This is a genomic window from Paenarthrobacter sp. NPDC058040 (assembly GCF_042885775.1).
Taxonomy (GTDB): Bacteria; Actinomycetota; Actinomycetes; order Actinomycetales; family Micrococcaceae; genus Arthrobacter.
This window is the reverse complement of sequence record NZ_JBHVRN010000013.1, coordinates 1-25,047: the sequence shown is the minus strand read 5'-3', so window position 1 is coordinate 25,047 and position 25,047 is coordinate 1. Positions and strand designations below refer to the sequence as shown.

Annotated in this window: 28 protein-coding genes and 1 riboswitch; of the genes, 8 read left to right on the top strand and 20 right to left on the bottom strand. The window is 62.6% G+C overall.

What is annotated here, in order from left to right; all coding sequences use genetic code 11:
* Genes ACFVSJ_RS17960 through ACFVSJ_RS17950 form a run of 3 tightly spaced genes read right to left on the bottom strand, consistent with a single transcriptional unit; the run spans position 1 to position 3,060 of the window.
* The gene (locus ACFVSJ_RS17960) at positions 1-1,230 is read right to left on the bottom strand and encodes an acyl-CoA dehydrogenase family protein (protein ID WP_387438306.1); all 1,230 of its coding nucleotides are present in this window, start codon (positions 1,228-1,230) and stop codon (positions 1-3) included.
* Position 1,231: 1 nt separating this feature from the next.
* A complete protein-coding gene (locus ACFVSJ_RS17955) occupies positions 1,232-2,119 on the bottom strand; it encodes an amidohydrolase family protein (RefSeq protein ID WP_387438305.1) in 888 nt (295 codons plus the stop codon).
* A 2-nt stretch (positions 2,120-2,121) separates the two neighbouring features.
* Positions 2,122-3,060, bottom strand: coding sequence for an SDR family oxidoreductase (locus tag ACFVSJ_RS17950; RefSeq protein WP_387438304.1), 939 nt, complete (start codon positions 3,058-3,060; stop codon positions 2,122-2,124).
* Between the two features lie 139 nt (positions 3,061-3,199).
* Here ACFVSJ_RS17950 and ACFVSJ_RS17945 point away from each other — a divergent pair, with 139 nt between their 5' ends.
* Entirely contained in the window at positions 3,200-3,658 is a 459-nt protein-coding gene (locus ACFVSJ_RS17945) for a MarR family winged helix-turn-helix transcriptional regulator (protein WP_387438303.1), read from the top strand.
* Positions 3,659-3,713: 55 nt separating this feature from the next.
* Here the strand turns inward: ACFVSJ_RS17945 and ACFVSJ_RS17940 are convergent, their stop codons facing one another.
* From ACFVSJ_RS17940 to ACFVSJ_RS17930, 3 genes are read right to left on the bottom strand one after another with little or no spacing between them, the layout of a single operon-like run.
* Entirely contained in the window at positions 3,714-4,046 is a 333-nt protein-coding gene (locus ACFVSJ_RS17940; protein ID WP_387438302.1) for a DUF6510 family protein, read from the bottom strand.
* Positions 4,043-4,840 (bottom strand): ferredoxin reductase, encoded by a 798-nt coding sequence (locus ACFVSJ_RS17935; RefSeq protein ID WP_387438301.1) that lies wholly within the window; start codon positions 4,838-4,840, stop codon positions 4,043-4,045. The genes ACFVSJ_RS17940 and ACFVSJ_RS17935 overlap by 4 nt, the downstream gene beginning before the upstream one ends.
* Complete coding sequence (locus tag ACFVSJ_RS17930; RefSeq protein ID WP_387438300.1) at positions 4,791-5,381, bottom strand: sulfite oxidase-like oxidoreductase; 591 nt, start codon at positions 5,379-5,381, stop codon at positions 4,791-4,793. Before ACFVSJ_RS17930 ends, ACFVSJ_RS17935 begins: the two co-directional genes overlap by 50 nt.
* A gap of 249 nt (positions 5,382-5,630) precedes the next feature.
* Here ACFVSJ_RS17930 and ACFVSJ_RS17925 point away from each other — a divergent pair, with 249 nt between their 5' ends.
* Positions 5,631-6,089: an SRPBCC family protein gene (locus tag ACFVSJ_RS17925; RefSeq protein WP_387438299.1), complete on the top strand. Its 459-nt coding sequence runs from the start codon at positions 5,631-5,633 to the stop codon at positions 6,087-6,089.
* Positions 6,090-6,106: 17 nt separating this feature from the next.
* Here the strand turns inward: ACFVSJ_RS17925 and ACFVSJ_RS17920 are convergent, their stop codons facing one another.
* Positions 6,107-6,457 carry a hypothetical protein gene (locus ACFVSJ_RS17920; protein ID WP_387438298.1) on the bottom strand — a complete coding sequence of 117 codons (351 nt, stop codon included), beginning with the start codon at positions 6,455-6,457 and terminating at the stop codon, positions 6,107-6,109.
* Positions 6,458-6,750: 293 nt separating this feature from the next.
* Between ACFVSJ_RS17920 and ACFVSJ_RS17915 the strand changes: the two genes are divergently transcribed.
* A complete protein-coding gene (locus ACFVSJ_RS17915) occupies positions 6,751-7,440 on the top strand; it encodes a GAF and ANTAR domain-containing protein (protein WP_387438297.1) in 690 nt (229 codons plus the stop codon).
* Positions 7,441-7,492: 52 nt separating this feature from the next.
* Here ACFVSJ_RS17915 and ACFVSJ_RS17910 read toward each other — a convergent pair whose 3' ends face one another.
* Together ACFVSJ_RS17910 and ACFVSJ_RS17905 are read right to left on the bottom strand one after the other, a co-directional pair.
* Positions 7,493-7,792, bottom strand: coding sequence for a hypothetical protein (locus tag ACFVSJ_RS17910; protein WP_387438296.1), 300 nt, complete (start codon positions 7,790-7,792; stop codon positions 7,493-7,495).
* A 13-nt stretch (positions 7,793-7,805) separates the two neighbouring features.
* Positions 7,806-8,516: a GAF and ANTAR domain-containing protein gene (locus tag ACFVSJ_RS17905; protein ID WP_387438295.1), complete on the bottom strand. Its 711-nt coding sequence runs from the start codon at positions 8,514-8,516 to the stop codon at positions 7,806-7,808.
* Between the two features lie 350 nt (positions 8,517-8,866).
* A riboswitch (SAM riboswitch) is annotated at positions 8,867-8,977 on the top strand.
* A gap of 39 nt (positions 8,978-9,016) precedes the next feature.
* Here ACFVSJ_RS17905 and ACFVSJ_RS17900 point away from each other — a divergent pair.
* From ACFVSJ_RS17900 to ACFVSJ_RS17885, 4 genes are read left to right on the top strand one after another with little or no spacing between them, the layout of a single operon-like run.
* Positions 9,017-10,123: an NADH:flavin oxidoreductase/NADH oxidase gene (locus ACFVSJ_RS17900; protein ID WP_387438294.1), complete on the top strand. Its 1,107-nt coding sequence runs from the start codon at positions 9,017-9,019 to the stop codon at positions 10,121-10,123.
* A gap of 9 nt (positions 10,124-10,132) precedes the next feature.
* Positions 10,133-11,224: an LLM class flavin-dependent oxidoreductase gene (locus tag ACFVSJ_RS17895; RefSeq protein ID WP_387438293.1), complete on the top strand. Its 1,092-nt coding sequence runs from the start codon at positions 10,133-10,135 to the stop codon at positions 11,222-11,224.
* Positions 11,221-12,618, top strand: coding sequence for an NtaA/DmoA family FMN-dependent monooxygenase (locus tag ACFVSJ_RS17890; protein ID WP_387438292.1), 1,398 nt, complete (start codon positions 11,221-11,223; stop codon positions 12,616-12,618). The genes ACFVSJ_RS17895 and ACFVSJ_RS17890 overlap by 4 nt, the downstream gene beginning before the upstream one ends.
* A complete protein-coding gene (locus ACFVSJ_RS17885) occupies positions 12,615-13,676 on the top strand; it encodes an LLM class flavin-dependent oxidoreductase (RefSeq protein WP_387438291.1) in 1,062 nt (353 codons plus the stop codon). The genes ACFVSJ_RS17890 and ACFVSJ_RS17885 overlap by 4 nt, the downstream gene beginning before the upstream one ends.
* 7 nt (positions 13,677-13,683) lie before the next feature.
* Here the strand turns inward: ACFVSJ_RS17885 and ACFVSJ_RS17880 are convergent, their stop codons facing one another.
* On the bottom strand, positions 13,684-14,697 hold the full coding sequence (locus ACFVSJ_RS17880; RefSeq protein ID WP_387438290.1) for an Lrp/AsnC ligand binding domain-containing protein: 1,014 nt from the start codon (positions 14,695-14,697) through the stop codon (positions 13,684-13,686).
* Positions 14,698-14,714: 17 nt separating this feature from the next.
* Between ACFVSJ_RS17880 and ACFVSJ_RS17875 the strand changes: the two genes are divergently transcribed.
* Positions 14,715-15,548, top strand: coding sequence for an RNA polymerase sigma factor (locus tag ACFVSJ_RS17875; protein WP_387438289.1), 834 nt, complete (start codon positions 14,715-14,717; stop codon positions 15,546-15,548).
* On the opposite strand, the gene ACFVSJ_RS17870 is transcribed toward ACFVSJ_RS17875, so the two are convergent.
* From ACFVSJ_RS17870 to ACFVSJ_RS17825, 10 genes are all read right to left on the bottom strand, one after another.
* Entirely contained in the window at positions 15,442-15,855 is a 414-nt protein-coding gene (locus ACFVSJ_RS17870) for a hypothetical protein (protein WP_387438456.1), read from the bottom strand. The two genes, ACFVSJ_RS17875 and ACFVSJ_RS17870, sit on opposite strands and share 107 nt — an antisense overlap.
* 267 nt (positions 15,856-16,122) lie before the next feature.
* Positions 16,123-16,572 (bottom strand): hypothetical protein, encoded by a 450-nt coding sequence (locus ACFVSJ_RS17865; protein WP_387438288.1) that lies wholly within the window; start codon positions 16,570-16,572, stop codon positions 16,123-16,125.
* Positions 16,573-16,622: 50 nt separating this feature from the next.
* A complete protein-coding gene (locus ACFVSJ_RS17860; RefSeq protein WP_387438287.1) occupies positions 16,623-17,039 on the bottom strand; it encodes a DUF6188 family protein in 417 nt (138 codons plus the stop codon).
* A 607-nt stretch (positions 17,040-17,646) separates the two neighbouring features.
* A complete protein-coding gene (locus tag ACFVSJ_RS17855; RefSeq protein WP_387438286.1) occupies positions 17,647-18,801 on the bottom strand; it encodes a bifunctional 2-methylcitrate synthase/citrate synthase in 1,155 nt (384 codons plus the stop codon).
* Positions 18,801-19,721 (bottom strand): methylisocitrate lyase, encoded by a 921-nt coding sequence (gene prpB / locus ACFVSJ_RS17850; protein ID WP_387438285.1) that lies wholly within the window; start codon positions 19,719-19,721, stop codon positions 18,801-18,803. The genes ACFVSJ_RS17855 and prpB overlap by 1 nt, the downstream gene beginning before the upstream one ends.
* Positions 19,722-21,242: an MmgE/PrpD family protein gene (locus tag ACFVSJ_RS17845; protein WP_387438284.1), complete on the bottom strand. Its 1,521-nt coding sequence runs from the start codon at positions 21,240-21,242 to the stop codon at positions 19,722-19,724.
* Between the two features lie 88 nt (positions 21,243-21,330).
* Positions 21,331-22,347, bottom strand: a complete 1,017-nt coding sequence (locus ACFVSJ_RS17840) for an acryloyl-CoA reductase (RefSeq protein ID WP_387438283.1) — start codon at positions 22,345-22,347, stop codon at positions 21,331-21,333.
* 46 nt (positions 22,348-22,393) lie between these two features.
* Positions 22,394-23,908, bottom strand: coding sequence for a CoA-acylating methylmalonate-semialdehyde dehydrogenase (locus ACFVSJ_RS17835; RefSeq protein WP_387438282.1), 1,515 nt, complete (start codon positions 23,906-23,908; stop codon positions 22,394-22,396).
* 116 nt (positions 23,909-24,024) lie between these two features.
* The gene (locus ACFVSJ_RS17830; protein WP_387438281.1) at positions 24,025-24,372 is read right to left on the bottom strand and encodes a cupin domain-containing protein; all 348 of its coding nucleotides are present in this window, start codon (positions 24,370-24,372) and stop codon (positions 24,025-24,027) included.
* Positions 24,369-24,863 carry a DUF779 domain-containing protein gene (locus tag ACFVSJ_RS17825; RefSeq protein ID WP_387438280.1) on the bottom strand — a complete coding sequence of 165 codons (495 nt, stop codon included), beginning with the start codon at positions 24,861-24,863 and terminating at the stop codon, positions 24,369-24,371. The genes ACFVSJ_RS17830 and ACFVSJ_RS17825 overlap by 4 nt, the downstream gene beginning before the upstream one ends.
* Between the last annotated feature and the right edge of the window lie 184 nt (positions 24,864-25,047).

The following is a 25,047-nucleotide window of genomic DNA, read 5'->3' as shown; positions in this document are numbered from 1 at the left end:
CTATTTGGTAAAGGCACTGGCGCCCGTGAGGGCGCGGCCGACTATAAGGGCATTGATCTCGTGGGTGCCTTCGTACGAATAGACGGCTTCCGCGTCCGCATGGAAGCGGGCGACGTCGGCGGCGAGCGTGATGCCGTTGCCGCCGACGACTTCGCGGGCCAACGCAACCGTCTCGCGCATCAAAAGGCTGGTCTGCATCTTGGCCAAGGCGGAGTCCTGGTCCCGGTAGCTGCCCCGGGCCTGTTGCTCGGTCAAGCGGACCACCAAGGACAGCGATGCCGTGATGTTGCCGAGCATCCGTGCCAGCTTCTCCTGTACCAACTGGAAGGAACCAAGCGGCCGTCCGAACTGCTGGCGTTCCTTGACGTAAGCCAGGGCCGCTTCGAAAGCACCGGCCTGGATGCCCGTCGCTATCCATGCCACGTCCGAACGCATGGCCCGGAGCATGGCGGCGACGTCTTTGAAGGAGTTCACGTTATGCAGGCGCATGGCCTCCGGCACCCGAACTCCGTGGAGGGTGATGTGGGCGTTCTGCATCATCCGCAACGATGTCTTTCCATGGATTTTCTCCAAGCCCACTCCAGCCGCGGATCGGTTCACAAGGAACCCCTTGACTTGGCCATCGGCCACATCGCGGGCGAACACACACAGTACGTCCGCTGTTGAAGCGCCCCCGATCCACCGTTTGGCACCGTCCAGAACCCAGCTACCGCCGTCGGATTCCGTACCGCCGCCAGAGCCAGGCTCGAAGCGTGCGGTGGTGGACAAGCCTCCAGCGATGTCCGAGCCGTGTTCCGGTTCTGTCAGGGAAAAGACGCCCTTGAGCGTGAAATCGATGACCTTGGGCATCCACCGCTGCTGCTGCTCTTCGGATGCGCCAACGCGGATGGCCGTGCGGAACAGTCCTGCCTGCGCCGTGTACCACGTGGCCAAAGAGGCATCGGTACGGGCCAATTCGAAGATCCGGAAGCCCTGGTAGATTCCCCGGGCCGGCGTCTCGAAGGGTTCCATCAGCCCAAGGTCCACCAGTGGCTGCACCAGTTGCCCGGGGAATTCACCGCGTTCCCAGTATTCGGCCAGCAGAGGCTTCGCTTCCGCGTCGAGAAAATCGCGGAGCCGGCCCAGCACCTTGCGTTCGTCGGCGGTGAGGAGCGCTTCGGCGTCGTACCAGTCCGCGGCTGTGTAGAGCCGGGCACCCAAGCCCGGTTCCGCCGTCGTCATCGTGCCCATCTCAGCTGCCCAATCCGAGCAGCCGGACTGCGTTGTCCTTAAGGATCTTCGGCCGGACCACGTCCTTCAACAGGAGGTCGGCGAAGGCGTCCAGCCACTTCTGCGGCGTGATCAGTGGGAAGTCCGTGCCGAAGAGCACTTTGTCCTGCAGCACCGAGTTGGACAGGCGCACCAGCGATTCCGGGAAGTACTTGGGCGACCACCCGGAGAGGTCGATGAACACGTTGGACTTGTGGGTTGCGATCGAGTTGGCTTCATCCTGCCATGGCACCGACGGGTGGGCCATGATGATCTGCAAGCCAGGAAAGTCGGCAGCCACGGCATCCAGCAGAAGCGGGTTCGAGAAAGCCAGCTTGATGCCATAGCCACCGGGAAGGCCGGCGCCCATGCCGTTCTGTCCGGTGTGGAAAATACACGGCAGCCCCAATTCCTGCAGCGTCTCCCACAGTGGATAGAACTGTTCATTGGACGGGTCGAATCCTTGGAGCGAGGGGTGGAATTTGAAGCCCTGCGCGCCAAGCTCGACGGCCTGGTGCTTCGCTCCGGCGATCGCGTCCTCGCCGGTGCGTGGGTCGACACTGCCGAAGGGAATCAGCACATCGTTGTTCCGCGCGGCTCCCGCGATCAAATCCGGGATGCTGTTGGGCTCGTGCCCGAGTTGGGTCCGAGCGTCGACGGTAAAAACGACGGCGGCCATGTTCAGTTCGCGGTACAGCCCGGCAATCGTGTCCAGCGTTGGGGTCCGGTCCGCGGATTTGAAGTACTTGGCCGACGCTTCCGTCAGCGCTTCCGGAAGGGAGCCATGCCCGCAGCTGTCCACTTCGACATGGACATGCATGTCGATCGCATCCAGTTTCGAAGCGTCGACGCCAAGTTCATAGCGCCCCATGGTCAGCGGGCCTGTGCCGGTTCGGGCTGAAGGTCTTCAGGCAAAGGCAGGACCTTTTCTCCATAGCTTTGCAGGACATCGGGCCCGAACAGCGTTCCAGCGTTATCGCGCAGCGCTTCGTAGCTCCAACCGCCCTCGCGGTATTCGGTTGTGGCCGCCGTCGGATGGGTCCAGACCTGAAGCCTGTCGCCGCCGGCACCGATCGCCTGGCCGGTGATTCCCGCCGCGTCGTCCGAGGCGAGGAAGGCAACCAGCCCGGCGACATCGTCGGCCGTTCCGAACCCGAGGTCGTGGCGGAAGAAGGACGGCATCGACTCGCCCCGCTCCTCAGCCTCAACGGCTTTCTGGAAGTACGGAACGGTCTTGGTCATTGCCGTAGCGGCCACCGGAATCACGGAGTTGACGGTCACGCCGGCCTTCTTCATTTCCAGCGCCCAGGTACGGACCATGCCCACGATTCCCGCCTTGGCGGCGGCATAGTTGGTCTGCCCGAAGTTGCCGCGCTGGCCCGTGGGCGATCCGATGGTGATGATCCGGCCGGGGATGCTGTTCTCCTTGAAGTACGCGAACGATTCCCGGACGCAAGTGAAGGTGCCCTTGAGGTGAACGTGGATGACCTGGTCGAAGTCCTCGTCGGTCATCTTCAAGAGGCTCTTGTCCCGGAGGATGCCTGCGTTGGTGACCAGGATGTCCAACCGGCCGAACGCCTCGACGCCACCGGCCACCAGCGCCTTGGCGGCGTCCGTGGAGCCCACAGGAACCACGACGGCGGTGGCCCGCCCGCCGTCGGCCTCGACCTGCGCGACGGCTTCGGCAGCGGTCGCGGCGTCCACATCGTTAATCACGACGGCGGCACCTTGGCGGGCGAGTTCCCTTGCGTAAGCGAGGCCAAGGCCCTGTCCGCTCCCGGTGACGATTGCCACCTTGCCGTTCAAACCCATGGCATGCTCCTTCGTGTGCGGTAACCGGACTGGCCGGTGGGGGTCGATCCCACAGCATCGTGAGATCCTTGTCATGTTCAATGAAAATACGCATCATTGAAAAAGTCAACGATTGTTTTTCTTTACTATTGGAGTAGCCATGGGACCGCAGAGTATCGACGTCGACACACCGCGCCTGGCCGCGGCCGAGATCAGCGACGACATGGGTCTGCTGCTTGCGAAGCTGCACGCCACAGGATCCGTCCTCAACAACCGTGCCCTGAGCGACTTTGGTCTGCGCGAACGCTCCTTCTCCGTGCTGACGCTCGCCTGCAGTGGACTGGAGCCCACGCAACGGGAACTCGCGGATTTCCTCACTCTCGACCCCAGCCAGGTAGTCAGCCTCATTGACGATCTTGAGCACCGCGGCCTTGTTGAACGGGCCCAGGGAAAGCAGGATCGCCGGGCCAAGATCATCGTGTCCACCCCGGAAGGCCGCAGCATCCACGCCAAGGCGCGAACCGCCCTGGCGGACTGCGAAAAGACCCAGCTCTCACGCTTGAGCGACGAGGAGAACGCCCAACTGCGCTCGCTCCTCAAGAGGGCACTCTGGGGGTAGCGACCCACCCTTGCTCCGTGCTTGGGTCGTCACGAGCGGGCCAGGGGGCAAGGGCCTACTCCTCGCGGTCGATCTCCAGGTAGCTGAGACCGCTTACGTCCAGCCAATAGCGGGTTGGCGTCTCAACCAACCGCAGGAGGACGCCCTGGCAATCGCGGCAGCGCACCACAATGCCCGGCGCGTCGGCAAACACCATGGCCGCCCCAAAGGCGCGCACCGAACCGCAATGCCGGCAGCGCCCGAGGGCCGCGATGATGTCGATGCGGAAGATTTCAGACAGTGCGCCTGCCGCCGCGTTCCCGTCTACATACGGAATCGGGTCGTGCGGTGCTGCGGCAATGTCCTGATCCTCGGGCTCGGGGAAAGTGAAGTCGTCGGCGCTGTTCACTGGATGCCTCCCGTCCCGCCAAACCGTTCCGTCCTGATCGACTCCGCCGAATAGCCGGCCATCACCAGCCAGTCCGCGACAGTCTCTACGAAGACTGTTTGCCCGCACACAAACACGTTCGGATTCTCCTCAGCCGGAAGGATGCTCGCCAAAAGGGTGCTCGACGTCAGGCGCCCCGGCGCGGACGGCCAGCCCTCCGGCGTCGAACGCGTGTAAACGTAGTCCACCGCCAACTTGGCCGATTCGCGGTCCAGTCGGCGCAGCTCGTCGCGGTAAAGGGAGGTGTCGGGTGACTTGAGGGAATACAGCAGCCGGAAAAGGCATTCATTGCCGGAAGCCTGGTGGGCGCGGATCATGGACATCAGCGGCACTACGCCCGAGCCTCCCCCGATCAGCTGCACGGGATTCTCACTGCTGGGCCGCCAGACGAACCAGCCGCCTACGGGCCCCCGGATTTCCAAACGGTCCCCCACGGCCAGGTCCCGGACGAGGTAGGGCGACACTTCGCCGTCGGGCAGTTCGGCGACTGTGATTTCCAGATGCTCGTCCATGCCGGCCGACGCCACGGAGTAGGAGCGGATGGCCGTATACCCGTCATCGGCGGTGAGGCGGATGTCAATGTGTTGACCCGCCAGGTGTCCCATCAGGCCCTCCACCCGAAGCCGGATAGTCCTGGCGGCGGCGTTTTCGTCGACCCCGCCCACCACTTCAGCGACCTGCCATACGTAGCTCACTGCAGGGGCCTCACGAGTACCGCTCCTCCCGCCACGGATTGCCGTGAAGATGGTAACCATTCGACTCCCAGAAACCCGGAACGTCCTGCGCTGTGAGCTCGAGGCCGTGGATCCATTTGGCGCTCTTCCAGAAATACAAATGCGGAACCAGAAGCCGTGCCGGTCCGCCATGGGCCCGCGCCAGCGGTTCTCCGTCGAATTCCCACGCCACCCATGCCTTGCCGCCGAGGAGATCCCAGAGAGGAATGTTCGTCGTGTAGCCGCCGAAGGAATGCGCCGTGGCAAAGTCGCTGGTCGTTTCGACGTTTTCGAAGAGCGTGTCCACCGAAACACCTCGCCATACTGTTCCCAGTTTCGACCAACTGGTCACGCAATGGATGTCCTGGGTGATTTCCTCCTGCGGCAAGGCCATGAAGTCATTCCAGGACCAGGAATACCGTTGGCCCTCCTCAGAACTGATGAAAAACTCCCACGTGTCCGTGGGGATCAGCGGAGCGGGCCCGGCCGTCAGCACGGGAAAGTCCTTTGTTTCATGCTGCCCGGGAGGCAGGGCAGCATTCTCGGACCGCCGTCCCCTGAATCCGGACGAAATGATACCCATGATGCACCTCCGGAGTGGAGCTCCACCCGGCCAATGGCCGTTGATGCCACAACCATAGGGCAACGGTCGGCCGTGGTCCAGACATCGACCGGAGGCGGCTGCAGGGGTGCTTGTCGCGAGGCCCGGTATTGGCGGACAGGGTGGGCCGGCATTACCTCCCCGAATCAAAAAGACAGGAACCTTACAATTGTGTAGGCTGGTCTTTCAGGGCAAACCGTCCGGGTGGTAGCCACGACAGGTGGGATGCAGATGTCTCTGGTCACTCAAGAGTTTGACGCCCCCGCGGCCGACGTCTGGACCGTGATCGCCGACGGCTGGCTCTACGCCGGCTGGGTTGTCGGCGCGTCCAGGATCCGCGCTGTCGATGCCACATGGCCGGAGCTCGAATCCAGACTCCACCACTCTGTTGGTATTTGGCCGCTGCTGATCAACGACAGCACCCGTGTCACCGCAGTGGAACCAGGCAAAAGCATTGAGCTCCTGGCACGGGGCTGGCCCATGGGGGAAGCCAAAGTGCTTATCACCTTGGAAGCCATCGGGACTAACCGGTGCCGCGTCTCCATGGCCGAAGATGCCGTCAAGGGGCCGGGCAAGATGATCCCGAGACCAGTCCGCACGTCCGTGATCGGCGCTCGAAACCGGGAGACGCTGAAGCGACTGGAGTTGATGGCCAAAGGCGGCGCCGGCAGCAACAACCGGAACACCTGAGGCGGCTGCTCCCCTTTCTACTCCGCGACCAGCAACGCCTGCGGTGCGGCCTGCTTGATTCTGGTTTTGAGCCAGCCGAGCTGGGTTTGGGTTTCCTTCTGGCAGGTTTCGACGGCGGTGAGCAGCTCTTGGTCGCGGAGCGCGGACCGTGCCTGCTCCACCACCGTCCAGGTCATGTCCACGAGGCTCGCCAGAATGTAGACGTCCTGAAGATCCCGCAGCAGTCCCACCGGACCACTTCGCGTTGTGGACAAGCCGTCCGCGTGGAGCCGTTCGGGTTCGTTGCCCGGGGATTCTTCGCCGTACTTTTCAGCCAGCGGGCGGAGGAGGTCCTCGTGGTGGTCGCATTGCTTACTGTCATGGAGCAACCTTCCAACGGTGGTTTCGGGTCTTTCCTACAGGATTATCAGTATCCTTATCATCAGTCCAGGGCGCCGCACCTGATTGAACCGTGTGGAAAACGTGGTTGGAGCGTAGCGTAGGTGATGGGATATTCCGCGAGATGTCCCGGTCCAGGATCCAAGGCCTTCTGTCCTGTCGTCTTGGAGCGCCCGGCCGCGCTGGGGAACGACCTGACGCAATGATTATGCGTTCTGTCGTGGATCAGGGGCATCATGGCTGACGATGAAACTGCTCCAACCCTGGGCAGTTACAGGATCTGTTGCTGGAGAGTCCGGGCTTCTCGGAGTTCCTTCTTGGCCTGACCATCATCTCGGCATCACTGCTGGGAAGCGGGGAGGCCATGCTTTGCGCCATCACCGTTGAGCACGACGGCTCACCCGCCACGGTAGCCAGCAGCACCTCGAAGGCCCGCCGCCTTGACGAAAAACAGTACGCATACGACGACGGGCCATGCCTGACAGCGTTGCGCAGCCAGACCACCGTGCTGGTTGACGATTTAGATGCCGACGAACGCTGGGAGCAATATGCGGCCGCCGTGGCCGGCCAAGGGGTTCGCTCGGTTCTGGCTGTCCCCATTGAAACGCGCACGACTTCACGCGCCGCGCTGAACTGCTACGCACTGAGTCCGGGGGTCTTTGACGAATTCACCGTCGCGGCAGTCCAGCGGCACGCAGCCGTGATCTCGAAAAGCCTGCGGCTCGCGTTGCGGATCCACGTGCCCGAGCCATTCCCGGAGCACCTCCGCTCGGCCCTGCAGTCCCGTGCAGTTGTTGAGGCAGCAGTGTCGTTAATCATGCTGCAGAACCAATGCGGTCGGGAGAAGGCCTCATCCCTTCTGCATTTGGCATCCGTCAACAGCAACCGGCGCCTCCGCGAGATCGCGATCGACATCCTGGACTCCTCCAAGTCGCCCGACGGTCCACCCAGCCCCACCGCAGGCCCGGCATGATGGCGAGCTTCGCACCGCAGGTCGTGCATAGAAGCCACCGACGCCGGCGACGCTACAGCGCGCCGCCCGCCAGGCCGTCGTCGTCCGTTCCGAAGTCCTCGTGGCTGTAACTGGCACGATGCCCATTAAGGCCCTTGGCGTCGAGCGTCTCGTTCAAGGCATGGGCCAGCAAGTCCCGCTCGATCGAGGGAAGGCTCAAAGCCCCGTAAAGATAGGCCTGGACTTCGACAATGCCGGACATGCCACCAACGCCGAAGTACGCCATCCAGACTTGTTCCAGCGTCAGGTCCACCGCCTCGAACGCTATCCTGAAGCGTCTTCGTTGTTCGTCCTCGCCTCCACGGACCGCCATGGCTCACCCCCGGTCACGAACCGAGCCCCGGCAACGCCTCGATTACTTCCTGCGCAATTTCGTGCAGCGGCCGGCCTTCCCTGCTTGATCTGGCGATCAGATGCAGTATGGTCTCTCCCTCGCTCAAGTGAAGCCTGGCCATGATGACTCCCTTGGCTGTGCCATTGGTCTCACGCTGGCTCAGAGTCGCCTTGAGCTGATCACTGAGCATCGCCACGCGCTCGCGGGCCTGGACGTTGATCAGGAAGATCGAGGCCTGCGCGGCAAAGACCTCCAGGAGCTGTATCAGGCGGGGAGAGGAGTACTGGGGCATTTCCCAGTAAATCTTGATGGCGCCAAAGGCGAGGTCACTGGAAAGCAACGGAACGCTCACGCAGGAACGGAACCCCAGATCCGCCGCCGCCGCACACCATTCAGGCCAGCGCCCGTCGGTGCGCAGATCGTCGACCTTCACCGGCTGGCCGGAGGCCCAAGCTGTCAGGCACGGGCCCTGGCCAAGTTCGTATTGAAGCGCATCAGCCCGGGCAACCAGGCTGCTTGTCGAAGCGGTACTGCTGCGCCTGCCGTCGGCATCCATCAGCGACACCCCCGCACCGGAGGCATCGTCGACGGCCAACACGGCGGCGTGGGTGATCAGCCCCAGAGCGCTGGAGACGGTTTCCTCACTAAGGAGCATTTGGGATGCACGCGCAAAAACTCCAACCAATTCATCGGCCAATGGCATTTCAGCTCCCACGGCCAAACCCCTTTCATTGCATCACGAGCCGCCGGACAGGCACGCTCCGACGGGCGTCGGCGTTCGGGGTTGGCATCATTGACCTCACGCAGGGCACCTGGCCGCTCAGAATGCCTCTCCAGTACCAGCCTATAATAAGTATCCTTACAATTACAGATGCCGCGGCCCTGGACGATCGAGGACGAGGCAAAGGGTCCTCACGGCGAAGCAGTGAAAGGCCACGTCGATGCGGTAATCGTTACGCAATGCGCCCTTCCTTGACGCGCCATTTCTCCCCTTGACGCCGCAAGACACCGTGTTTGTTGGCCCGCCCGGGCCCGCCCTAGATTCGAGCCATAGGTCAAGAGTCAGCACGCCAAGGACCGGCTGGTGCTGTGGCAACCCTCAGGCATTGAAGTGGCGGGGTGCTCCGGAAACAGACCTGGCCGCGCCTGCGGCAAGCGAATGTCGAGCCGGCTGTCTGCGGCCCCTGAAGCACGAGGAGCTGCATGAACGCGCCCCAAACAGCTACGCAAACCAGAGTCAGCCTCTTCCAACCCATCACCCTCGGGCACCGCACGTTCGCCAACCGGCTCTGGCTTTCACCGATGTGCCAGTACTCCGCGGAAGACGGCATCCCGGGACCGTGGCACCTGGTCCACCTCGGGGCACGGGCAGCGGGCGGCTTCGGCCTGATCTTCGCCGAGGCCACGGCTGTTTCCCCGGAAGCCCGCATCTCCCTGGGCGACACCGGCCTGTGGAACGACAACCAGGAGCAGGCCTGGCAGGACATCGTCGACTTCGTCCACGAACGCGGCACCAAGATCGGCATCCAGCTTTCCCACGCAGGCCGGAAAGCGTCCCTGCGCTCCCCGTGGGATGCGGTACCGGGCCCCCTGCCTGTTGAAGACGGCGGGTGGACTCCCATCTCTGCCTCCCCCTTGGCCTTCCCCGGATCGCCCGAACCAAAGCAGGCCACCGAAGCGCAACTACGAAGCATCGTGGAAGACTTCGCGTCCAGCGCCGTCCGTGCGCGCGGTGCCGGGTTCGACGTCGTCGAAATCCAGGCCGGGCATGGTTTCCTCCTGCACACCTTCCTCTCTCCTCTCTCCAATGAACGCACGGACCACTACGGCGGCCCGCTCCAAAACCGGGCCAGGCTGCTGTTGGAGGTTGTGGACGCCGTCCGGCAGGTCCTGGGCACCACGGGCCCTTCACTCTTCGTCCGGCTTTCGGCCACGGATTGGCTGGAGAACGGCCTCACTGTCCATGACACTGCCGAAGTTTCGGGCTGGTTGCGGGAGCACGGGGTAGATCTGGTGGATGTTTCCAGCGGCGGCATCCTTCCGGCCGGGATTCCGCTCGGTCCGGGCTATCAAGTGCCGCTCGCCCAGCACATCGGCGCCAAAGCGGAGGTGCCGGTTGCCGCCGTCGGGCTCCTCACGTCGCCGCAGGAAGCCGAAGGGATTGTCGCATCGGGAACTGCCGATGCAGTTTTCGTCGGCCGGGCCGGATTGGCGGACCCGGCGTTTGGGCTGCGGGCCGCGCACGAACTCGGGCACAAGCCGGCAGAACAGCTGTGGCAAAAGCAATACGTACGCGCGATCTGGAAGTAGGGGAATTCCATGAGCAAGTTTGCACTCGGCATTGAACTGGACGGCGATGGAGCCCACCCCGCTGCCTGGCGCCAGGCCAACCACCCACCGACGGAGCTGCTAACGCCAAAGCGCTTCGCCGCCGTCGCGTCGAAGGCCGAAGCCGCCGGCTTCACGTTCGCCACCTTCCGCGACGGCACTGGGCAGGGCAGCCCCAACGTGACGGGCCGCTTGGACACCGTGGAAGTCGCAGCGTTCGTGGCTGCCATGACGGACCGGCTGGCCCTGGTTCCCGCCGTGAACACCATCCATGCGGAGCCATTCCACCTTGCCAACCAACTGGCCAGCCTGGACTGGGCATCGAGGGGCCGCTCAGGCTGGCTGGCCGAGGCGCTGGAGTCGCCGGCGATCGCCGCGAGCTATGGTTCGGAACCGGTCCAGGACCGGAACGTGGTCCAGCGCGAGGCCGCAGAGGTAGTCGCGGCCACCCGTCGTCTATGGGACACGTGGGAAGACGGCGTGTTCATCGCCGACGCCGCCAACAACCGCTTCCTGGACCTGGACAGGTTCCACTACGCGGACTTCAAAGGCGAATTCTTCTCCATCAAAGGCCCGTCCATCACACCCCGCCCGCCACAGGGCCAGCCTGTGGTGTTCGGACGTCCCGCACAGTTGGCTGCTGAGCTGCCCGACGTAGTGGTGGTCAGTGCAGCCACTGTCGCGGGTGTCGCCGCCGCCGCGGCGGAACAACGACGGCGGGGCGACCTTCGCGTCGTGGCTGACCTGGAGGTAGTGCTCGACGCCGGCACCCTATGGGCGGACGAACGCCTCCACGCGCTGGACTCGGCTTCGCCGTGGCCGTCAGCGCCGGACGTCTTGCGCTTTGTGGGGGACGCGGGAGGCCTGCGCGTCCTGCTGACTGAACTGTCCGGCGTCGTGGATGGCGTGCGGCTGCTGCCCGCAGTCCTGGACGCCGAACTGGAAGTGATCACCGCCGAGGTGATCCCGGGCCTCATCTCCAGCGGGGTCTTCGTGCCTCCGGCTGCCGGGACCACGCTCCGGGAATCCTTGGGCTTGCCCGAGCCCGTGAACTCATTCGCCACCAGCAAGGAGCCAGCATGAGCATCGACTACGTCCGTCCGGAGGCCCGCATCCATTTGGCGCTGTTCCAACCGTTCAGCCCCAACTACGACTGGAGCAGGACGGACCGCCTGGAGGACTATTACGACTTCGACAAGTACGCCGAACTGGTCCAGGGCGCCGAGCGGGGTTTGTTCTCAACCGTGTTCCTCGGGGAGAGCCTTCGGCTGCGGGAACACCTCGGGAAACTGAACGACATCGCCATCACGGGGCGTCCGGATGCCCTGGTGTTGTACGCGTACCTGGCAGCGAAGACCACCAACATCGGGCTTGTTGCCACGTTGAACACCACCTACTCCGACCCCGTGGACCTGGCACGGAGACTGGCCACCGTGGATGTGCTGACCTCGGGCCGTGCAGGCTGGAACATCGTCACCACGGACAACGCCTGGACCGGCGAGAACTTCCGGCGCGGCGGATTCCTGCCGAATTCGGAGCGCTACATCCACGCCGTGGATTACGTAGCCGCAGTGCAAGACCTCTGGGACGGCTTCCCGACTGAATCGATCGCATCATCCCGGAGCGCGGCTGCATGGTCTTCCGAACCCTGGCAAGTCCGGCGGGAAGGAAAGTTCAGTAGCATCGACGCCACGCCCCAGGTTCCCGGGAGCCCGCAAGGCCAGCCCGTTTACTTCCAAGCCGGCGACTCGGCTGAGGGTCGTGACTTCGCCGCCCGGCGCGCCGAAGGAATCTTCACGCACCACATCGAATTCGACGACGCCGTCGCCTTCACCGCCGACATCCGGCGTCGCGCCCGCTCCTACGGCAGGCCCGGAGACGACGTCAAGATCTTCCCCGGAGCCAACCTCGTAGTAGCCCGTACCGACGCCGAAGCCATCGAAAAGGCTGCCTACTACAAGGAATTCGCGCTCAACAACCGCGCTGTCCTGCAAGCCATCGAGAGCGTGTGGGGCACGGACCTGTCTGCCCTGGACCTTGACGGTCCCCTGCCTTCCTTCGATCCCGTGGCCTCCAGGCAAAGCCACACCCACGGCATTGTCCACACCGGCCACGAACCCACGGTGAAATCACGGCAATGGCGGGCGCTCGCCGAAGAACGCAACTACAGCGTCCGGCAACTGGTCCATCACCTCTCCGAGCGGCGGGGGTTCGTTGGCTCGGCGTCCACGGTGGCGGATCAGTTGGCGCACTATGTCCGCTCGGATGCCTTCGATGGCCTGAACGTCACCCCGCACGCTTTCCCGGACGGCCTCACCGATGTGGTGGACCTGCTGGTCCCGGAGTTGCAGGAACGCGGGGTTTACCCATCCGAGTATCCGGGCAGCACCCTGCGGGAAAACCTCGGCCTGCCCGAAACCGTAGCCCACCGCGTACCTGGACTCCCTCAAGCCGAACTGGAAGAAGCCGCCTCATGAGCAACCTTAAGTCCATCAGCTTTCTCACGCCCGGAAACTACCCGGACGAGGACCCCCACCGCGGCCTCGAAGAAACCCTCCAACTCTTCGAACTCGGTGAGCGCCTGGGGTACAACGGGGGCTGGGTGAGGCAGAGGCACCTGGAGCACGGTATTTCCTCTGCCACGGTCTTCCTCGCGGCAGCCTCCCAGCGCACCTCACGGCTGGAGCTGGGTACCGGCGTCATCCCCATCGGCTACGAGAGCCCCTTCCGGTTGGCCGAGGACATCTCCACGGCGGATGTCCTTTCCGGAGGCCGCCTCCAGATCGGCCTGAGTGCCGGGACGCCGCCTCACGCGGAGCTTCTGGGAGACAAAGTGTTCGACGGCGACTGGCGCACCTTCGATTGGTCCCACGGACGGATCGAGCGTCTGCTCGAGAACCTGGAAGGCAATTTCCTGGGCGATGAAGACACCGTCATCCATTCGCCCGGGAACGTTCAGCGTCCGCGCCTCCAGCCCTTCAGCCCAGGGTTGCGGAACAGGATCTGGTACGGCTCGGGCTCGGCGAAATCCACGGAGTGGGCGGCCGCACAGGGCGTGAATTTGGTGGTGGGAAATATTGTTTCCGGAGAGTCCAGCGATGTGTTCGCCGAGGCCCAGGGCGCAAACATCTCTCGATACTTGGCCGGTTACCGGGGCACACAGGCGCCGCGTGTCATCGTTGGGCGGGTGGTGGTCCCGCTGGACGGCGCCAGTGTCGAAACGCGGTTACGCTACCGGGCCTATGCCCAGAGTCGGTTCGAACGAACCCTGCAACCGCACGGAGAGCGTCGCACGCTGTTTGCACCGGACCTCGTTGGCACCAGCCAGCAGATCGTCGAGGCGCTCCTTGCCGACCCCGTGGTCGCTGACGCTACCGAACTCCAGATCAACCTGCCCTACGAATTCTCGATCGAGGACTACGTGCAGATCGTGACGGACTTTGCCAACAGGATCGCCCCCGAACTGGGCTGGCTGCCGCAGGTTACGGCCCCGGCGGCGGGATTCAGTCCGGAAACCTCAAGCCTGCCGACGTGACCTGCATCTAGACAAGCCGCCTGCCGTCAGGCTCCAGACGCTTACCCATATGCTTGGGGGTGCGCAGGACAATCGATCGATCAGCGATCTCGACGTAAGGCATCCTCTCGCCCAATTGCCGCTCCAACACAGCCATGTCTTCCACGCGGCGCAGCCAGACCAGGGTCATCAGGGAGTAGATTCCTCCGGTAATGACAACCAAGCGTGTCTCGTCCAGTCCTGCCAGACTGGTAGCAACTACTTCCACTTTTGTGGCCGGCATGCGCATGAAGTACCAGACGCTGACCGGCCACGGTGTATACGTCCGTGCCACTTCGAGCCGAATAACCACCCTCTGATGACCCAGGACATTGGACAGGGCGCCCTTCGCACGAGCCGGACTGATGCTCAGCCACTGAGCCAAATCCGAGACTGAGGCCCGGCCATCAATCAACAGCAAGCGGATCAACTCGTTCTCCACTTCCGTCGACACAGCCGACGGAGCGGGTCTCAGCAGCGGCACGCTCTGCTCCAATGCCTCGACTTCGTCGCCACGCAGGGATCGCAACCGCCATTTCTGGGCATCGGTGACCAGTCTGATGACACGGTGCGTCCGCGTGCTTTTGATACCCGTCACGGTGGGAATCCTGTCAACAAGAAAGCGCGAGAGTTCAGCGTCACTCCTGCACAGCACCGTGGCAATCAGGTCACGGCCTCCGGCTGTCTGATCAATGGACACCATCTCGGGATCCCGTGCCAAGTCCTGGACGATGGCCGGCAGGGCGGCCGGTTCACCTTCGATCTCAACGATTGCCCCGACGAACCTCGTGCCGGTGCCCAAATATGACGTCATCCACGCCAGGCCGTCGCTCTGAAGCCCGCTCCAACGTCGCGCCAGAGTGACTGCATCGGCTCCAACAATCGGCGCCAAAGCCGTCCAAGGTGCCCTCGGCCGCACCTGCAAAGCATGCAATAAGCGCAAATCACGCTGGTCCAGATCGAAATCCTGCATGCAACGCCCGCTTGTCTCGATTTCCTGCATTCTCCGTGAATTCAATCATGTGCCCTTTATGTTTGGGGCCACTTCCTCCCCAAACATCAAGGTCCGCCATGTCCCACCAGGCCCTCACCGAAGTCCACTGTTTTTCTGCCGCCGTTGACAGGCAGCTGCTGACCCTCGTCCGGCGAGGAACGCCGACGGCGTTCGACGAACTCTATGGCCGCCACAAACGAGTCGCTGAATCCATGGCGCGAAGGGAAACCGACAATGCCAGTGACGTCGAAGACGTCGTGGCCGAGGCTTTCCTCTCCGTGTTCCGTGCCCTGAGCGCTGGCGGTGGACCACGTGAAAACTTCCGGTCCTACCTCCTGACGACAACGCGACGGATTGCGCATCAGCACAACATGCAAGCAAGGCGCCGCACAACAATCGCCCACGACCCGGCCTTGAAGCCGGCATACCCAGGATGGGACGGCATGATGGCCGAAGTTGAGTCGATCATGCTGTTGAGGGCACTCCGGTCTCTTCCCCAACGGTGGCAAACAGTGCTGCGGTGCATCGACCTGCAGGGAATGAAGCACGTTGAGGTAGCCCGGCACGTCGGCGTCAGCCCAAACGCAGTTGCGTCATTGTTGATTCGGGCCAGGGAAGGCCTGCGTCAGGCCTACCTTCAGGAACATGTGCCAGAGTCAGCGTCCAAGGACTGCGCCCGAGCCTCACGTCTTCTCGGACGATTTGTTCGGGACGCCCTCAACGCCTCCGAACTGAAACAGACGGAGAACCATCTCACTGTTTGTAAGGGCTGTGCCAGTACATTGTCGGACCTTCGGGAGCTGGAGGGTGCCATGAGGACCGCGCCTCGACTTCGCCGAGCGCTGGAACGGCGTCGTTGACCTGACGGTATCTGCAACCGGCTCGACCAGGGCGGACGAAGGCAAGGAATCCCAACTGTGCCTGAAGATCCCGCACAATCATGTCCATGGCCGGAACCTTCGGCCACTTTCCAGCAGACCCCGCCAGGGCCATCATTGGAAGTACAGAGACCTGCGATTCGGATCGGAGGCTGCCATGATCCAGGCCCTGCTCTGCAAGCTGAACATACGCCATGAATGGCACGTTGAGCATGCCGAAGACGGAACCATCTACAGACGATGCCGTCGTTGTGGCAAGGACGACGACGAACGAAGCAAGGGGCCCCATGGTGATTTCAGTTCCTGGGCAGGTCCCTCAGCTGGAAGCGGCTGAAGCCGGCTACTGCTGGACCGTCCACCGACCCGGAGAAATCGACCCGCCGAGACGAACTAATTTGATGATCGGTGATTGGTTGGACCATTCGGCCTCGGGCATATGCACTCGCGGATGGTTTCAGAGTTGCTTCCACCTGCGCAAGAGTCGGGCGCCAAACGTGTTGATGCCTGCTGGTAGATAGCCTCAGTGCCGACCGGGGACCTATGGTCTCGCAGACGTTTAGCGCGACAGGTTCGCCGCAGTCTCCAGCAACTGAGTTTGGCTTACCTCAAAGCGGTAGACGTCCCGGTCGACATCGGTGATCGTCACGATGCTGCCGTCGAAAGATGCGAAGTCTACGACTTCCCGGAGATCGATACGTGCTGTTTCGATGTCGGCTCCAACAAGTCGGATCGATGTCTCAGCCACCAAGAGCCACAAGTCACCTGCCGGAAATGCCGCGACTATATCCTCGTCATTGAAAGGAATCACAGCGGGACTCAGGTCGGGGTTGGCGGGCAGCACAATGACGCTTCTGGCGCTCCAGGCATATGCGGTCTCTCCGCTCCGGCCCACGACGACGTCCCGCCAGCCAGGAACGATGAGGTCCCACGAACGGGTGTCGTCCATGCTGATCGAAAACTTGTCTTCCCGCAGATCACCCGTTGGTGCCTGTCTGAGCCTGAACATGTGGCCGTTCGTTGCAACAGACAGCGACCGTGCTTTCCGGGGCTTCCCGGTCACGAAGTCGGCTCCCCCACGGCCGCCCAACGTGCCACGCCTCCCCCTGGCATCGATATCCACTTCCCGCCGTCCGGTGCTGACACCGCCCACGCTTCAAAAGAGTCGTCAACGGGACAGTGCAAGCTGCAGCCGTCGACGAAATCGATCGTGAGATCGCCGCCTTCGTCGTTCGCAGTCATGGATGAGATGCCTGCTCCCAGAAGATCCAGGAGCGGAGCGCTGTTACTGGGGCGCTGTTCAGGGTCAATGAGCCGATGACCACCTGCGGCATCACGGTAGGAGAACGGCCTTTCGAGCCGGACTTCGACACCTTCATCTGTCAGGATCGTGAAGCCATAATCAAAGCTCACCCTGCTGACTTCCTGATTCCGGATTTCCAGGACCAACGCCTCCACACCTACGTGACTCGACACACAGGACCAACCACTCAGGAAGATCGTACGCGCTTCAAGCTATGTTCCGTCCAATCCTCGAATGGCGGCTCTTCGAAGTGCTTTCAAAACCTGTGCTGAGTGGGCCAAACACTGGCTTGTCCATGGCTGCCATCCGAAATGCCTGGCAACCTCTTGGCCCGTCGCGTCAATTTCTGCCGAACGAATCTTGAGCACCTGTGCGGGGTTTCTAAACCCTCACAGAAACTCCCTAGCCCTTGGGATACTGACTACGAAGAATCAACATCCCACGCATACCTGGCGTACACAACCATGTCGCTGGACCGCTCAATCATCTGCCGGCGCCATGGTCCTTCAAACGACAGCCACAAAATTGAATTGTCAGGCATGATTGCTTCAACGGTTCCAGAACGAACGAACTGGCCCGACCTACGGCGAATCTCCACATTTAAGCCCAACAGACGACTCCATTCAGGCTGCGGATGTAGATCCACAAAACACCTCCTCTGAACGAGGACCGCTGGTCCCCTGCCAGTGCTATTGAGGAGGTGGGGCACCGTGGCGTTGCGAATAGTCGATGATCCCAGCGATCATCCGGCACCCCACCTCCAGCTCGTGTGGCTCCGCCTCACAAAGCCCGTTCTCCCACGCCGTTGTATTCGCTCAGTGGGCGGATGAGTGAGTTGGAGGCCAGTTGCTCCATGACGTGTGCGGTCCAGCCGGTGATCCGGCTGGCAACGAACAACGGCGTAAACGTCTGGGTGTCGAAGCCCATGAGGTGGTACGTGGGGCCGGCTGGGTAGTCGAGGTTTGGCTTGATGGCCTTGGCCTCGTCCATGGCCTGCTCCAGGCCGTTGTAGAGCCCCAGGAGTTCGGGACGTCCGTAATGGGCGATCATCTTGTCCAGGGCGGCCTTCATGGTGGGCACGCGGGAGTCGCCGTGCTTATAGACGCGGTGCCCGAAGCCCATGACCTTCTTCTTGTGCGCCAGGGCATCTTCCATCCACGCCCGGGCCCTGGCAGCGGCGTCTTCCAGTGATTCCTCGGGCCGGATTCCGATTTCGTCGAACGTGTGCATGACGGCCTCGTTGGCGCCACCGTGCAAGGGACCCTTGAGCGCGCCGATCGCGGCAGTCACCGCGGAGTGCAGATCGGACAGCGTCGAGGTGACCACTCGGGCCGTGAACGTGGAGGCGTTGAAGGAATGCTCGGCGTAGAGGATCATCGAGACGTTGAAGGCTTCCACCACCTCGTCCACCGGCTCCTCGCCGAAGGTCATCCACAGGAAGTTTGCCGAGTAGTCCAGCTCGTCCCGCGGCTCAATGACGTCCTGGCCACGCCGGCGGCGTTGGTCGTACGCCACCACTGCGGGCATGGCGGCCCACAAATCAATTGCCTTTTCCTTGTTTGCTTCACGCGAGTTGTCGTCTGCAAGCATGTGCCGGGCACCAATGACCGATACCGCCGTTCTACAGACATCCATAGGGTGGGCCGATAGGGGCAATGAATCAATGGCCCTTTTGACCTCGGAGTCCAGGACACGTCCGTAACGCTCCTTCCCAACCAAATCGTTGAGCTGCCACTTATCCGGGAGTTCGCCGTTCCACAGGAGATACGCCACTTCTTCGAAGCTGCATTTGGCGGCGAGTTCCTGGACCGGGTATCCGCGATACAGGAGGGAGTTGGTGTCCGGGTTGACCTTCGAAACGGCGGTGTAGTCCACCACGACTCCTGCCAGTCCCTTGCGGATCTCCGGGGTCTTCACGGCTTCCTGGATGGTCATCACGACTCCTTAATGCTGAACAGTGACGGCACTTCAAAATTGAAAACGCCGGTATCGAATTGGTTGTATGCCTCGTAATCCACGAGTTCGTAGAGGCGTGCACGCGTAAGCATCTGTGGAACACGAAATTCCTGAGTGCCCAGTCTCTTAATCGTTTCCAGAGTCGCCTCTGCAGCCCCCATGGCAATGCGGAGCAACGTGACCGGGTAGATGACCATATTCACGCCCACTTCCTGGAGCTGGTCCACGGTGAAAAGGTCGCTTTTGCCGAACTCGGTCATGTTGGCCAGGATGGGCACGTCCACGGCGTCGCGGATGGCTTGGAACTCGTCCAGGGTGGCCATGGCTTCGGGGAAGATGGCGTCGGCTCCGGCATCGACCAGTGCTTTGGCGCGGTTCTGGGCGGCTTGGAGTCCTTCCACGGCGCGGATGTCGGTGCGGGCCATGATGAGGAAGTTCGGGTCGCGGCGGGCGTCTGCTGCGGCGCGGATGCGTTTGGTGGCGGTGTCGATGTCGACGACGTTTTTGCCGTCCAGGTGGCCGCAGCGTTTGGGGTTGAACTGGTCCTCGATGTGGCAGCCGGCGAGGCCGGCGTTTTCGAGTTCCTGGATGGTGCGGGCCACGTTCATCGGTTCGCCGAAGCCGGTGTCTGCGTCTACCAGGGAGGGCAGGTCTGTCATGCGGGCGATTTGCCCGGCCCGGGTTGCTACTTCGGTGAGCGTGGTCAGCCCGATGTCGGGCAGGCCGAGGTCGTTGGCGAGGACGGCGCCGGAGATGTAGACCCCGGCGAAGCCCTTTTCCTCGATGAGACGGGCTGAGAGGGGGTTGAACGCTCCCGGGAACTGCTGCACGGTCCCGGAGCTGAGTAGCTCCCTGAGGCGCAGGCGTTTCTGCTCGGGTGTGGTTTTGGAGTACAGCATTTAGAACAGTCCCTTGGGCGCGTTGTTGAGATCGATCACGCCGGGGGCGGCGGTGATGTTGAGCTGGTCCAGTTCGCCGGCGCCCAGTTCGGTGACGCGTTCGACGGCGGCGAGGAACCTTTCGATCTCGGCCTCCTCCACGAGTCCGGCGGCGAGGGTGCGGAATTTGTTGACGTACTGTTCGCGGGCGAACGGCCGGGCACCGAGGGGGTGGGCGTCGGCGACGGCGATCTCATCGGTGATGACAGTGCCGTCCGTGAGCGTGATTTCCACGGAACCGCCGAAGGCTTTCTCCGCGATGTCCAGGGAGTGGTAGCGGCGGGTCCATTCCGGGTCTTCCACGGTGGTGACCTTGTGCCAGAGTTCAACGGTGTCCGGGCGGGCGGCGCGTTCGGGGGCGTAGGAGTCCACGTGGTGCCAGGCGCCGTCCTGCAATGCGACGGTGAAGATGTAGGGGATGGAGTGGTCCAGGGTCTCCCGCGAGGCGGTGGGGGAGTATTTCTGGGGGTCGTTCGCGCCGGAGCCGATCACGTAGTGGGTGTGGTGGCTGGTCTTGATCAGCACCGAGGCCACGTTGGCGGGGTCCGTGGTTTCCGGGTGTTCGCGGTTGAGTTTGCGGGCGAGGTCGATCCAGGCCTGGGCCTGGTACTCGGCGGAGTGTTCCTTGGTGTAGGTGTCCAGGATGGCCCGCTTGGCTTCGCCCTTCTCCGGCAGCGGAACTTCGTAGGAGGCGTCCGGGCCATCCAGCATCCAGGCGATCACGCCGTCTTCGCCTTCGTAGATCGGCACGGGCGAGGTTTGGCCGCGCATGGAGCGGTCCACGGCTTCGACGGCCATTTTGCCCGCGAAGGCCGGGGCGTGGGCCTTCCACGTGGAGATCTCGCCCTTGCGGGACTGGCGGGTGGCGGTGGTGGTGTGGAGGGCCTGGCCCACGGACTGGAAGATGGTCTCCACGTCCAGGCCCAGGAGCGTGCCGATACCGGCGGCGGCCGACGGGCCGAGGTGGGCCACGTGGTCGATCTTGTGCTTGTGGAGGCAGATCGCCTTGACCAGGTTGACCTGGATCTCGTACCCGGTGGCGATGGCACGGACCAGGTCGGCGCCATTGGATCCGACGTGCTGGGCAACGGCCAGGATCGGCGGGATGTTATCGCCCGGGTGCGAATAGTCGGCCGCCAGGAACGTGTCGTGATAGTCGAGTTCGCGAACGGCCACGCCGTTGGCCCAGGCAGCCCATTCCGGGGAAACATGCTCGCTGATGCCGAACACCGAGGCGCCCTTGCCGCCCGTGGTCGGTGCGTGGGTCAGTGCCTGCGCACGGGCCGCGACGATCGGTGACCGGTTCAAGGACGCAATCGCCACCGAGGCGTTGTCGATGATCCGGTTGATCACCATGTCCGTCACATCCGGCGTGACCTCGACGGGATCGGCGGCGACTACGGCGATCTTATGGGCCAACTGCTCCTCACGCGGCAGGTTTTCCTCGGACTTGTACACGCGGACGTGGTTGTTCGTGACCATAAATTCCTCTCGGTATGGCAGTAGCACTGATAAGTATTTGTTGAAGCGGATAAGGACGTGGTCGCGAAAACACATCGCCGTGGGAGTGTTATCCGGCTTGCTCAAGCCGAACGACGGTTCGGCCGGAGACTTGGCCGGCCAGTATGGCCTTCAAAGCGTGGGGCAGTTCATCCAGCTCCACCTCGGCCGTTGCAAGTTCATCCAGATGGGCCGGGCGCAGGTCCTGGCCAAGTCGGTTCCAAAGTTGACGGCGGTCTTTGATCGGGTATCGCACCGAATCGATTCCGACGAGCGAAGTTCCTCGGAGTATGAAGGGGAAGACGGTCGTTCTCAATTCCGCCCCGGACGTGTTCCCCGACGCAGCCACCGTCGCTCCATAGCGCAAGCTGCTCAGCACATAGGCCAATGTGTCACCGCCCACACAATCAACGGCCCCTGCCCAACGTTCGCCGGCCAATGGCTTCGTCGACTCAGCAATTTCACTGCGCGGAATGACCTCAACAGCCCCCAGGCTCCGGAGCCATTCCCCGGCCTCAGCCTTTCCGGTCGAAACCACGACGTCGTAGCCGCGGGCCGCCAGAAGATCAACGGCGACACTCCCTACTCCCCCGGATGCCCCTGTGACCAGAACAGGTCCGTCGCCTGGCCGCAAACCACGTGACTCCAGGGCCTGAACACTTAGAGCAGCGGTAAAACCGGCTGTCCCAATGACCATCGCATCACGGTGTCGAAGGCCTTCGGGAAGCGGAACCACCCAGTCGAGGGGAACACGTGCATACTCGCCGAACCCTCCGTTATGACCAGTTCCAAGGTCATAGCCGTGTACAAGTACACCGAGACCAACAAGATGCCGGCCCTCAGGATGTGTGCTGTGTACAACTGTTCCGGCGAGATCAATGCCAGGTACGAGTCTGGGGAGGCGGGCAACCTTGGCGCCGTGAGTACTCGCCAATGCGTCCTTGTAGTTCAAACTGGACCAAGCGACTCGTATTGTGATGTCCCCCTCCCCCAGCATGTCCTCGTCGAGGTCGTCGTGAATTGCCCAGTCCGTTGACGACTGTCCATGCGTGACGACAAACCCACGAAAACCATCCCTGCGTCGCATGCCCACTCTTTTCACTTGCTATTGGACGCAGTCGCAACCGACTGCATCAGTTGGACGGAAAGTTGTAGGAAGCGCCGGAGGCGTGGTCCGATTCGGGCCAGCGGGAGGTGACGACCTTGCCGCGGGTGTAGAAGGAGACGCCTTCGGGACCGTAGATGTGCTTGTCACCGAAAAGTGATGCTTTCCAGCCGCCGAAGGAGTAGTAAGCCACCGGCACGGGCAACGGTACATTGATGCCGATCATGCCGACGTCAACCGAGCGCTGGAATTTCCGCGCAGCGGCGCCGGAGGAGGTGAAGATCGCGGTGCCATTGCCGTACGGGTTGGAATTGATCAGTGCGATGCCCTCCTCGAGGCTGTCCACGCGGACCACGACCAGCACGGGACCGAAAATTTCTTCGGTGTAGGCGCTCATTTCGGTCCTGACGTGGTCGATCACGGTCGGGCCGACCCAGAAGCCTTCTTCGTGGCCCGGGACGATCAAGTCGCGGCCGTCCACCACCATTGCAGCGCCCGCAGCTTCCGCTTCGGTGATGGTCTTGGTGATGAACGCCTTGGACTCGGGGCTGATGACCGGGCCCATGTCAGCGTCGGGTTCGGTTCCGTTCTTGACCTTGATGTCCTCGGCACGTTCCCGAACCTTCTTAACCAGCGGGCTTGCCGCATCGCCGACGGCGACCGCGACGGAGATGGCCATGCAGCGCTGCCCGGCGGAACCGAAGGCAGCTGCGGCGACATGGTCGGCCGCGTTATCCAAGTCGGCGTCGGGAAGGATGATGGCGTGGTTCTTTGCGCCACCGAGAGCTTGGACGCGTTTGCCGTGGGCTGTGCCGACCTCGGTGATGTGCTTGGCTACCGGAGTTGAGCCGACGAATGAGATACCGTCAACGTCCGGATGGGTCAGGAGGCCGGAGATAGTTTCGCGATCGCCATGCAGGACCTGGAACACACCGTCAGGCAGACCGGCCTTCTTGAACAACTCCGCCAGGAGCATGGCAGCAGATGGCACGTTACCGGAGGGCTTGAGGATGAAGGCATTGCCTGTGGCGATGGCCATCGGCGCCATCCAGAGCGGGACCATGACCGGGAAGTTGAAGGGGGTGATGCCCGCGACGACGCCGATCGGTTCACGGAACGAGAACACGTCGATGCCGGTGGAGACCTGGTCCGAGTAATCGCCCTTGAGCAGCTGCGGGATGCCGCAGGCAAACTCAATCACTTCAAGGCCACGGCCGATCTCACCCTTGGCATCGGAGAGGACCTTGCCGTGCTCGGCCGTGATCAGCTGCGCCAAGTCATCGACGTGACTCGCAACAAGCTCACGGAATTTGAACAATACCGCCGTGCGCCTGGCCAGGGAAACATCTCCCCAGGAAGCGGACGCCTCCTTGGCAATGGCGACGGTGTTGTCGAGGTCTTCACGGCTGGCAAGGCGCAGTTCAGCAGTAATCTGGCCGGTGGCCGGGTTAAAGACCGGTTTGGTGGCCGATCCGTTACCGGGCGCCTCGGTGCCGTTGATGAAGTGGTTGATGATTGTTGAGGTGGTTGTTGACGTCACCATCTGGTTTCCCTTTCAAAGTTTTGCCGGTTTGGCGGGCAAGGCGCCCCATACAAACGATTGACAAGCTGTTCGTACGGGGCCTACGGCACGATGCCTTGACGCAATACAGCGTTGAGCTAGTAGTTCACGAAGACCTTGCGGATGGTTTCGGTGACATCCCAGCGGCCGCTCCATCCCGGCGGAAGAACAATGACGTCTCCAGCAGCCACAGTGTGGGCAACACCGGTCTGGGAGTCTGTGATGTTGGCGGAACCGGCCAGGATGTAGGCCACCTCCGTGTCGCTCCGGTCGTTGACTGGCCAACCGCCAGGCTCACATTCCCAAACACCGATGCTGCCCGGGGCATTGTCGCCGAACTTCAACAGCCCGAGTTGCGGGTCGCCACTGTCAGCGCCCGGTCGCTGACCAGCCGGAGCCAGTTCGCTGTGGATCTCGCTGCCGCGAATAACGGTCATGGTCGTCATGGGGTCTCCCTTGATAGTTGTGAATATTTGTTGATGGAGTTGAAGCGGGACAGGTCCTCGGCCACTGGGCAGCTATCGCCGGCCACGGACAACACTTGGGGTTCTGACGGCAGGACCGGAACTTGTCCGTTCCGCCAATCGATGCCCCGTAGGGTTCCAACTGGTCCCAGCCGGAACATTTCCTCGGCGGTGAATGCCCTCGCCCTGCTCAGGAACCGAACTCCGGCGGGGCTCTCCAGGCTGAAGCCGGCACCGCGTCCTGGGACAATGTCCAGGATGAGTTGAGTGTGCTTCCACACCTCGAACTGAGGTTCAGAGATCCAGACGGGGACGGCGTCGGGACCTGTCGGCTGCCTTTCCGGGACCTGGCCGATGACAAGGCGCAGGTCAAGTACTCCCAGCAGGACATCGGTGTCGCCGACAACAAACTCGCCGTCCGGAAAGCACATGGGTGCCGAACCGTCGCAGCAACCACCTGACTGGTGAAGCATTAGGTTTCCGTGGTCCTGGACCAGACGGCGCAGGACGGTGACGGCATCCGCCGTGGATTTCACCCGTGAGGGCAGGGGCGTGTGCATTATTAGAAGAAGCCGAGTTTGTTCTCGTTGTAGCTGACCAGCAGGTTCTTGGTCTGCTGGTAGTGGTCCAGCATCATGGCGTGGTTCTCACGGCCGA

Bases quoted from the DNA above. Each gene is read 5' to 3' on its own strand.
- ACFVSJ_RS17960 (WP_387438306.1), bottom strand. From the start codon at position 1,230: ATGGGCACGATGACGACGGCGGAACCGGGCTTGGGTGCCCGGCTCTAC.
- ACFVSJ_RS17955 (WP_387438305.1), bottom strand. From the start codon at position 2,119: ATGGGGCGCTATGAACTTGGCGTCGACGCTTCGAAACTGGATGCGATC.
- ACFVSJ_RS17950 (WP_387438304.1), bottom strand. From the start codon at position 3,060: ATGGGTTTGAACGGCAAGGTGGCAATCGTCACCGGGAGCGGACAGGGC.
- ACFVSJ_RS17945 (WP_387438303.1), top strand. From the start codon at position 3,200: ATGGGACCGCAGAGTATCGACGTCGACACACCGCGCCTGGCCGCGGCC.
- ACFVSJ_RS17935 (WP_387438301.1), bottom strand. From the start codon at position 4,840: ATGGTTACCATCTTCACGGCAATCCGTGGCGGGAGGAGCGGTACTCGT.
- ACFVSJ_RS17930 (WP_387438300.1), bottom strand. From the start codon at position 5,381: ATGGGTATCATTTCGTCCGGATTCAGGGGACGGCGGTCCGAGAATGCT.
- ACFVSJ_RS17925 (WP_387438299.1), top strand. From the start codon at position 5,631: ATGTCTCTGGTCACTCAAGAGTTTGACGCCCCCGCGGCCGACGTCTGG.
- ACFVSJ_RS17910 (WP_387438296.1), bottom strand. From the start codon at position 7,792: ATGGCGGTCCGTGGAGGCGAGGACGAACAACGAAGACGCTTCAGGATA.
- ACFVSJ_RS17905 (WP_387438295.1), bottom strand. From the start codon at position 8,516: ATGCCATTGGCCGATGAATTGGTTGGAGTTTTTGCGCGTGCATCCCAA.
- ACFVSJ_RS17900 (WP_387438294.1), top strand. From the start codon at position 9,017: ATGAACGCGCCCCAAACAGCTACGCAAACCAGAGTCAGCCTCTTCCAA.
- ACFVSJ_RS17895 (WP_387438293.1), top strand. From the start codon at position 10,133: ATGAGCAAGTTTGCACTCGGCATTGAACTGGACGGCGATGGAGCCCAC.
- ACFVSJ_RS17890 (WP_387438292.1), top strand. From the start codon at position 11,221: ATGAGCATCGACTACGTCCGTCCGGAGGCCCGCATCCATTTGGCGCTG.
- ACFVSJ_RS17885 (WP_387438291.1), top strand. From the start codon at position 12,615: ATGAGCAACCTTAAGTCCATCAGCTTTCTCACGCCCGGAAACTACCCG.
- ACFVSJ_RS17880 (WP_387438290.1), bottom strand. From the start codon at position 14,697: ATGCAGGAAATCGAGACAAGCGGGCGTTGCATGCAGGATTTCGATCTG.
- ACFVSJ_RS17875 (WP_387438289.1), top strand. From the start codon at position 14,715: ATGTGCCCTTTATGTTTGGGGCCACTTCCTCCCCAAACATCAAGGTCC.
- ACFVSJ_RS17870 (WP_387438456.1), bottom strand. From the start codon at position 15,855: ATGGGGCCCCTTGCTTCGTTCGTCGTCGTCCTTGCCACAACGACGGCA.
- ACFVSJ_RS17865 (WP_387438288.1), bottom strand. From the start codon at position 16,572: ATGTTCAGGCTCAGACAGGCACCAACGGGTGATCTGCGGGAAGACAAG.
- ACFVSJ_RS17855 (WP_387438286.1), bottom strand. From the start codon at position 18,801: ATGACCATCCAGGAAGCCGTGAAGACCCCGGAGATCCGCAAGGGACTG.
- prpB (WP_387438285.1), bottom strand. From the start codon at position 19,721: ATGCTGTACTCCAAAACCACACCCGAGCAGAAACGCCTGCGCCTCAGG.
- ACFVSJ_RS17845 (WP_387438284.1), bottom strand. From the start codon at position 21,242: ATGGTCACGAACAACCACGTCCGCGTGTACAAGTCCGAGGAAAACCTG.
- ACFVSJ_RS17840 (WP_387438283.1), bottom strand. From the start codon at position 22,347: ATGCGACGCAGGGATGGTTTTCGTGGGTTTGTCGTCACGCATGGACAG.
- ACFVSJ_RS17835 (WP_387438282.1), bottom strand. From the start codon at position 23,908: ATGGTGACGTCAACAACCACCTCAACAATCATCAACCACTTCATCAAC.
- ACFVSJ_RS17830 (WP_387438281.1), bottom strand. From the start codon at position 24,372: ATGACGACCATGACCGTTATTCGCGGCAGCGAGATCCACAGCGAACTG.
- ACFVSJ_RS17825 (WP_387438280.1), bottom strand. From the start codon at position 24,863: ATGCTTCACCAGTCAGGTGGTTGCTGCGACGGTTCGGCACCCATGTGC.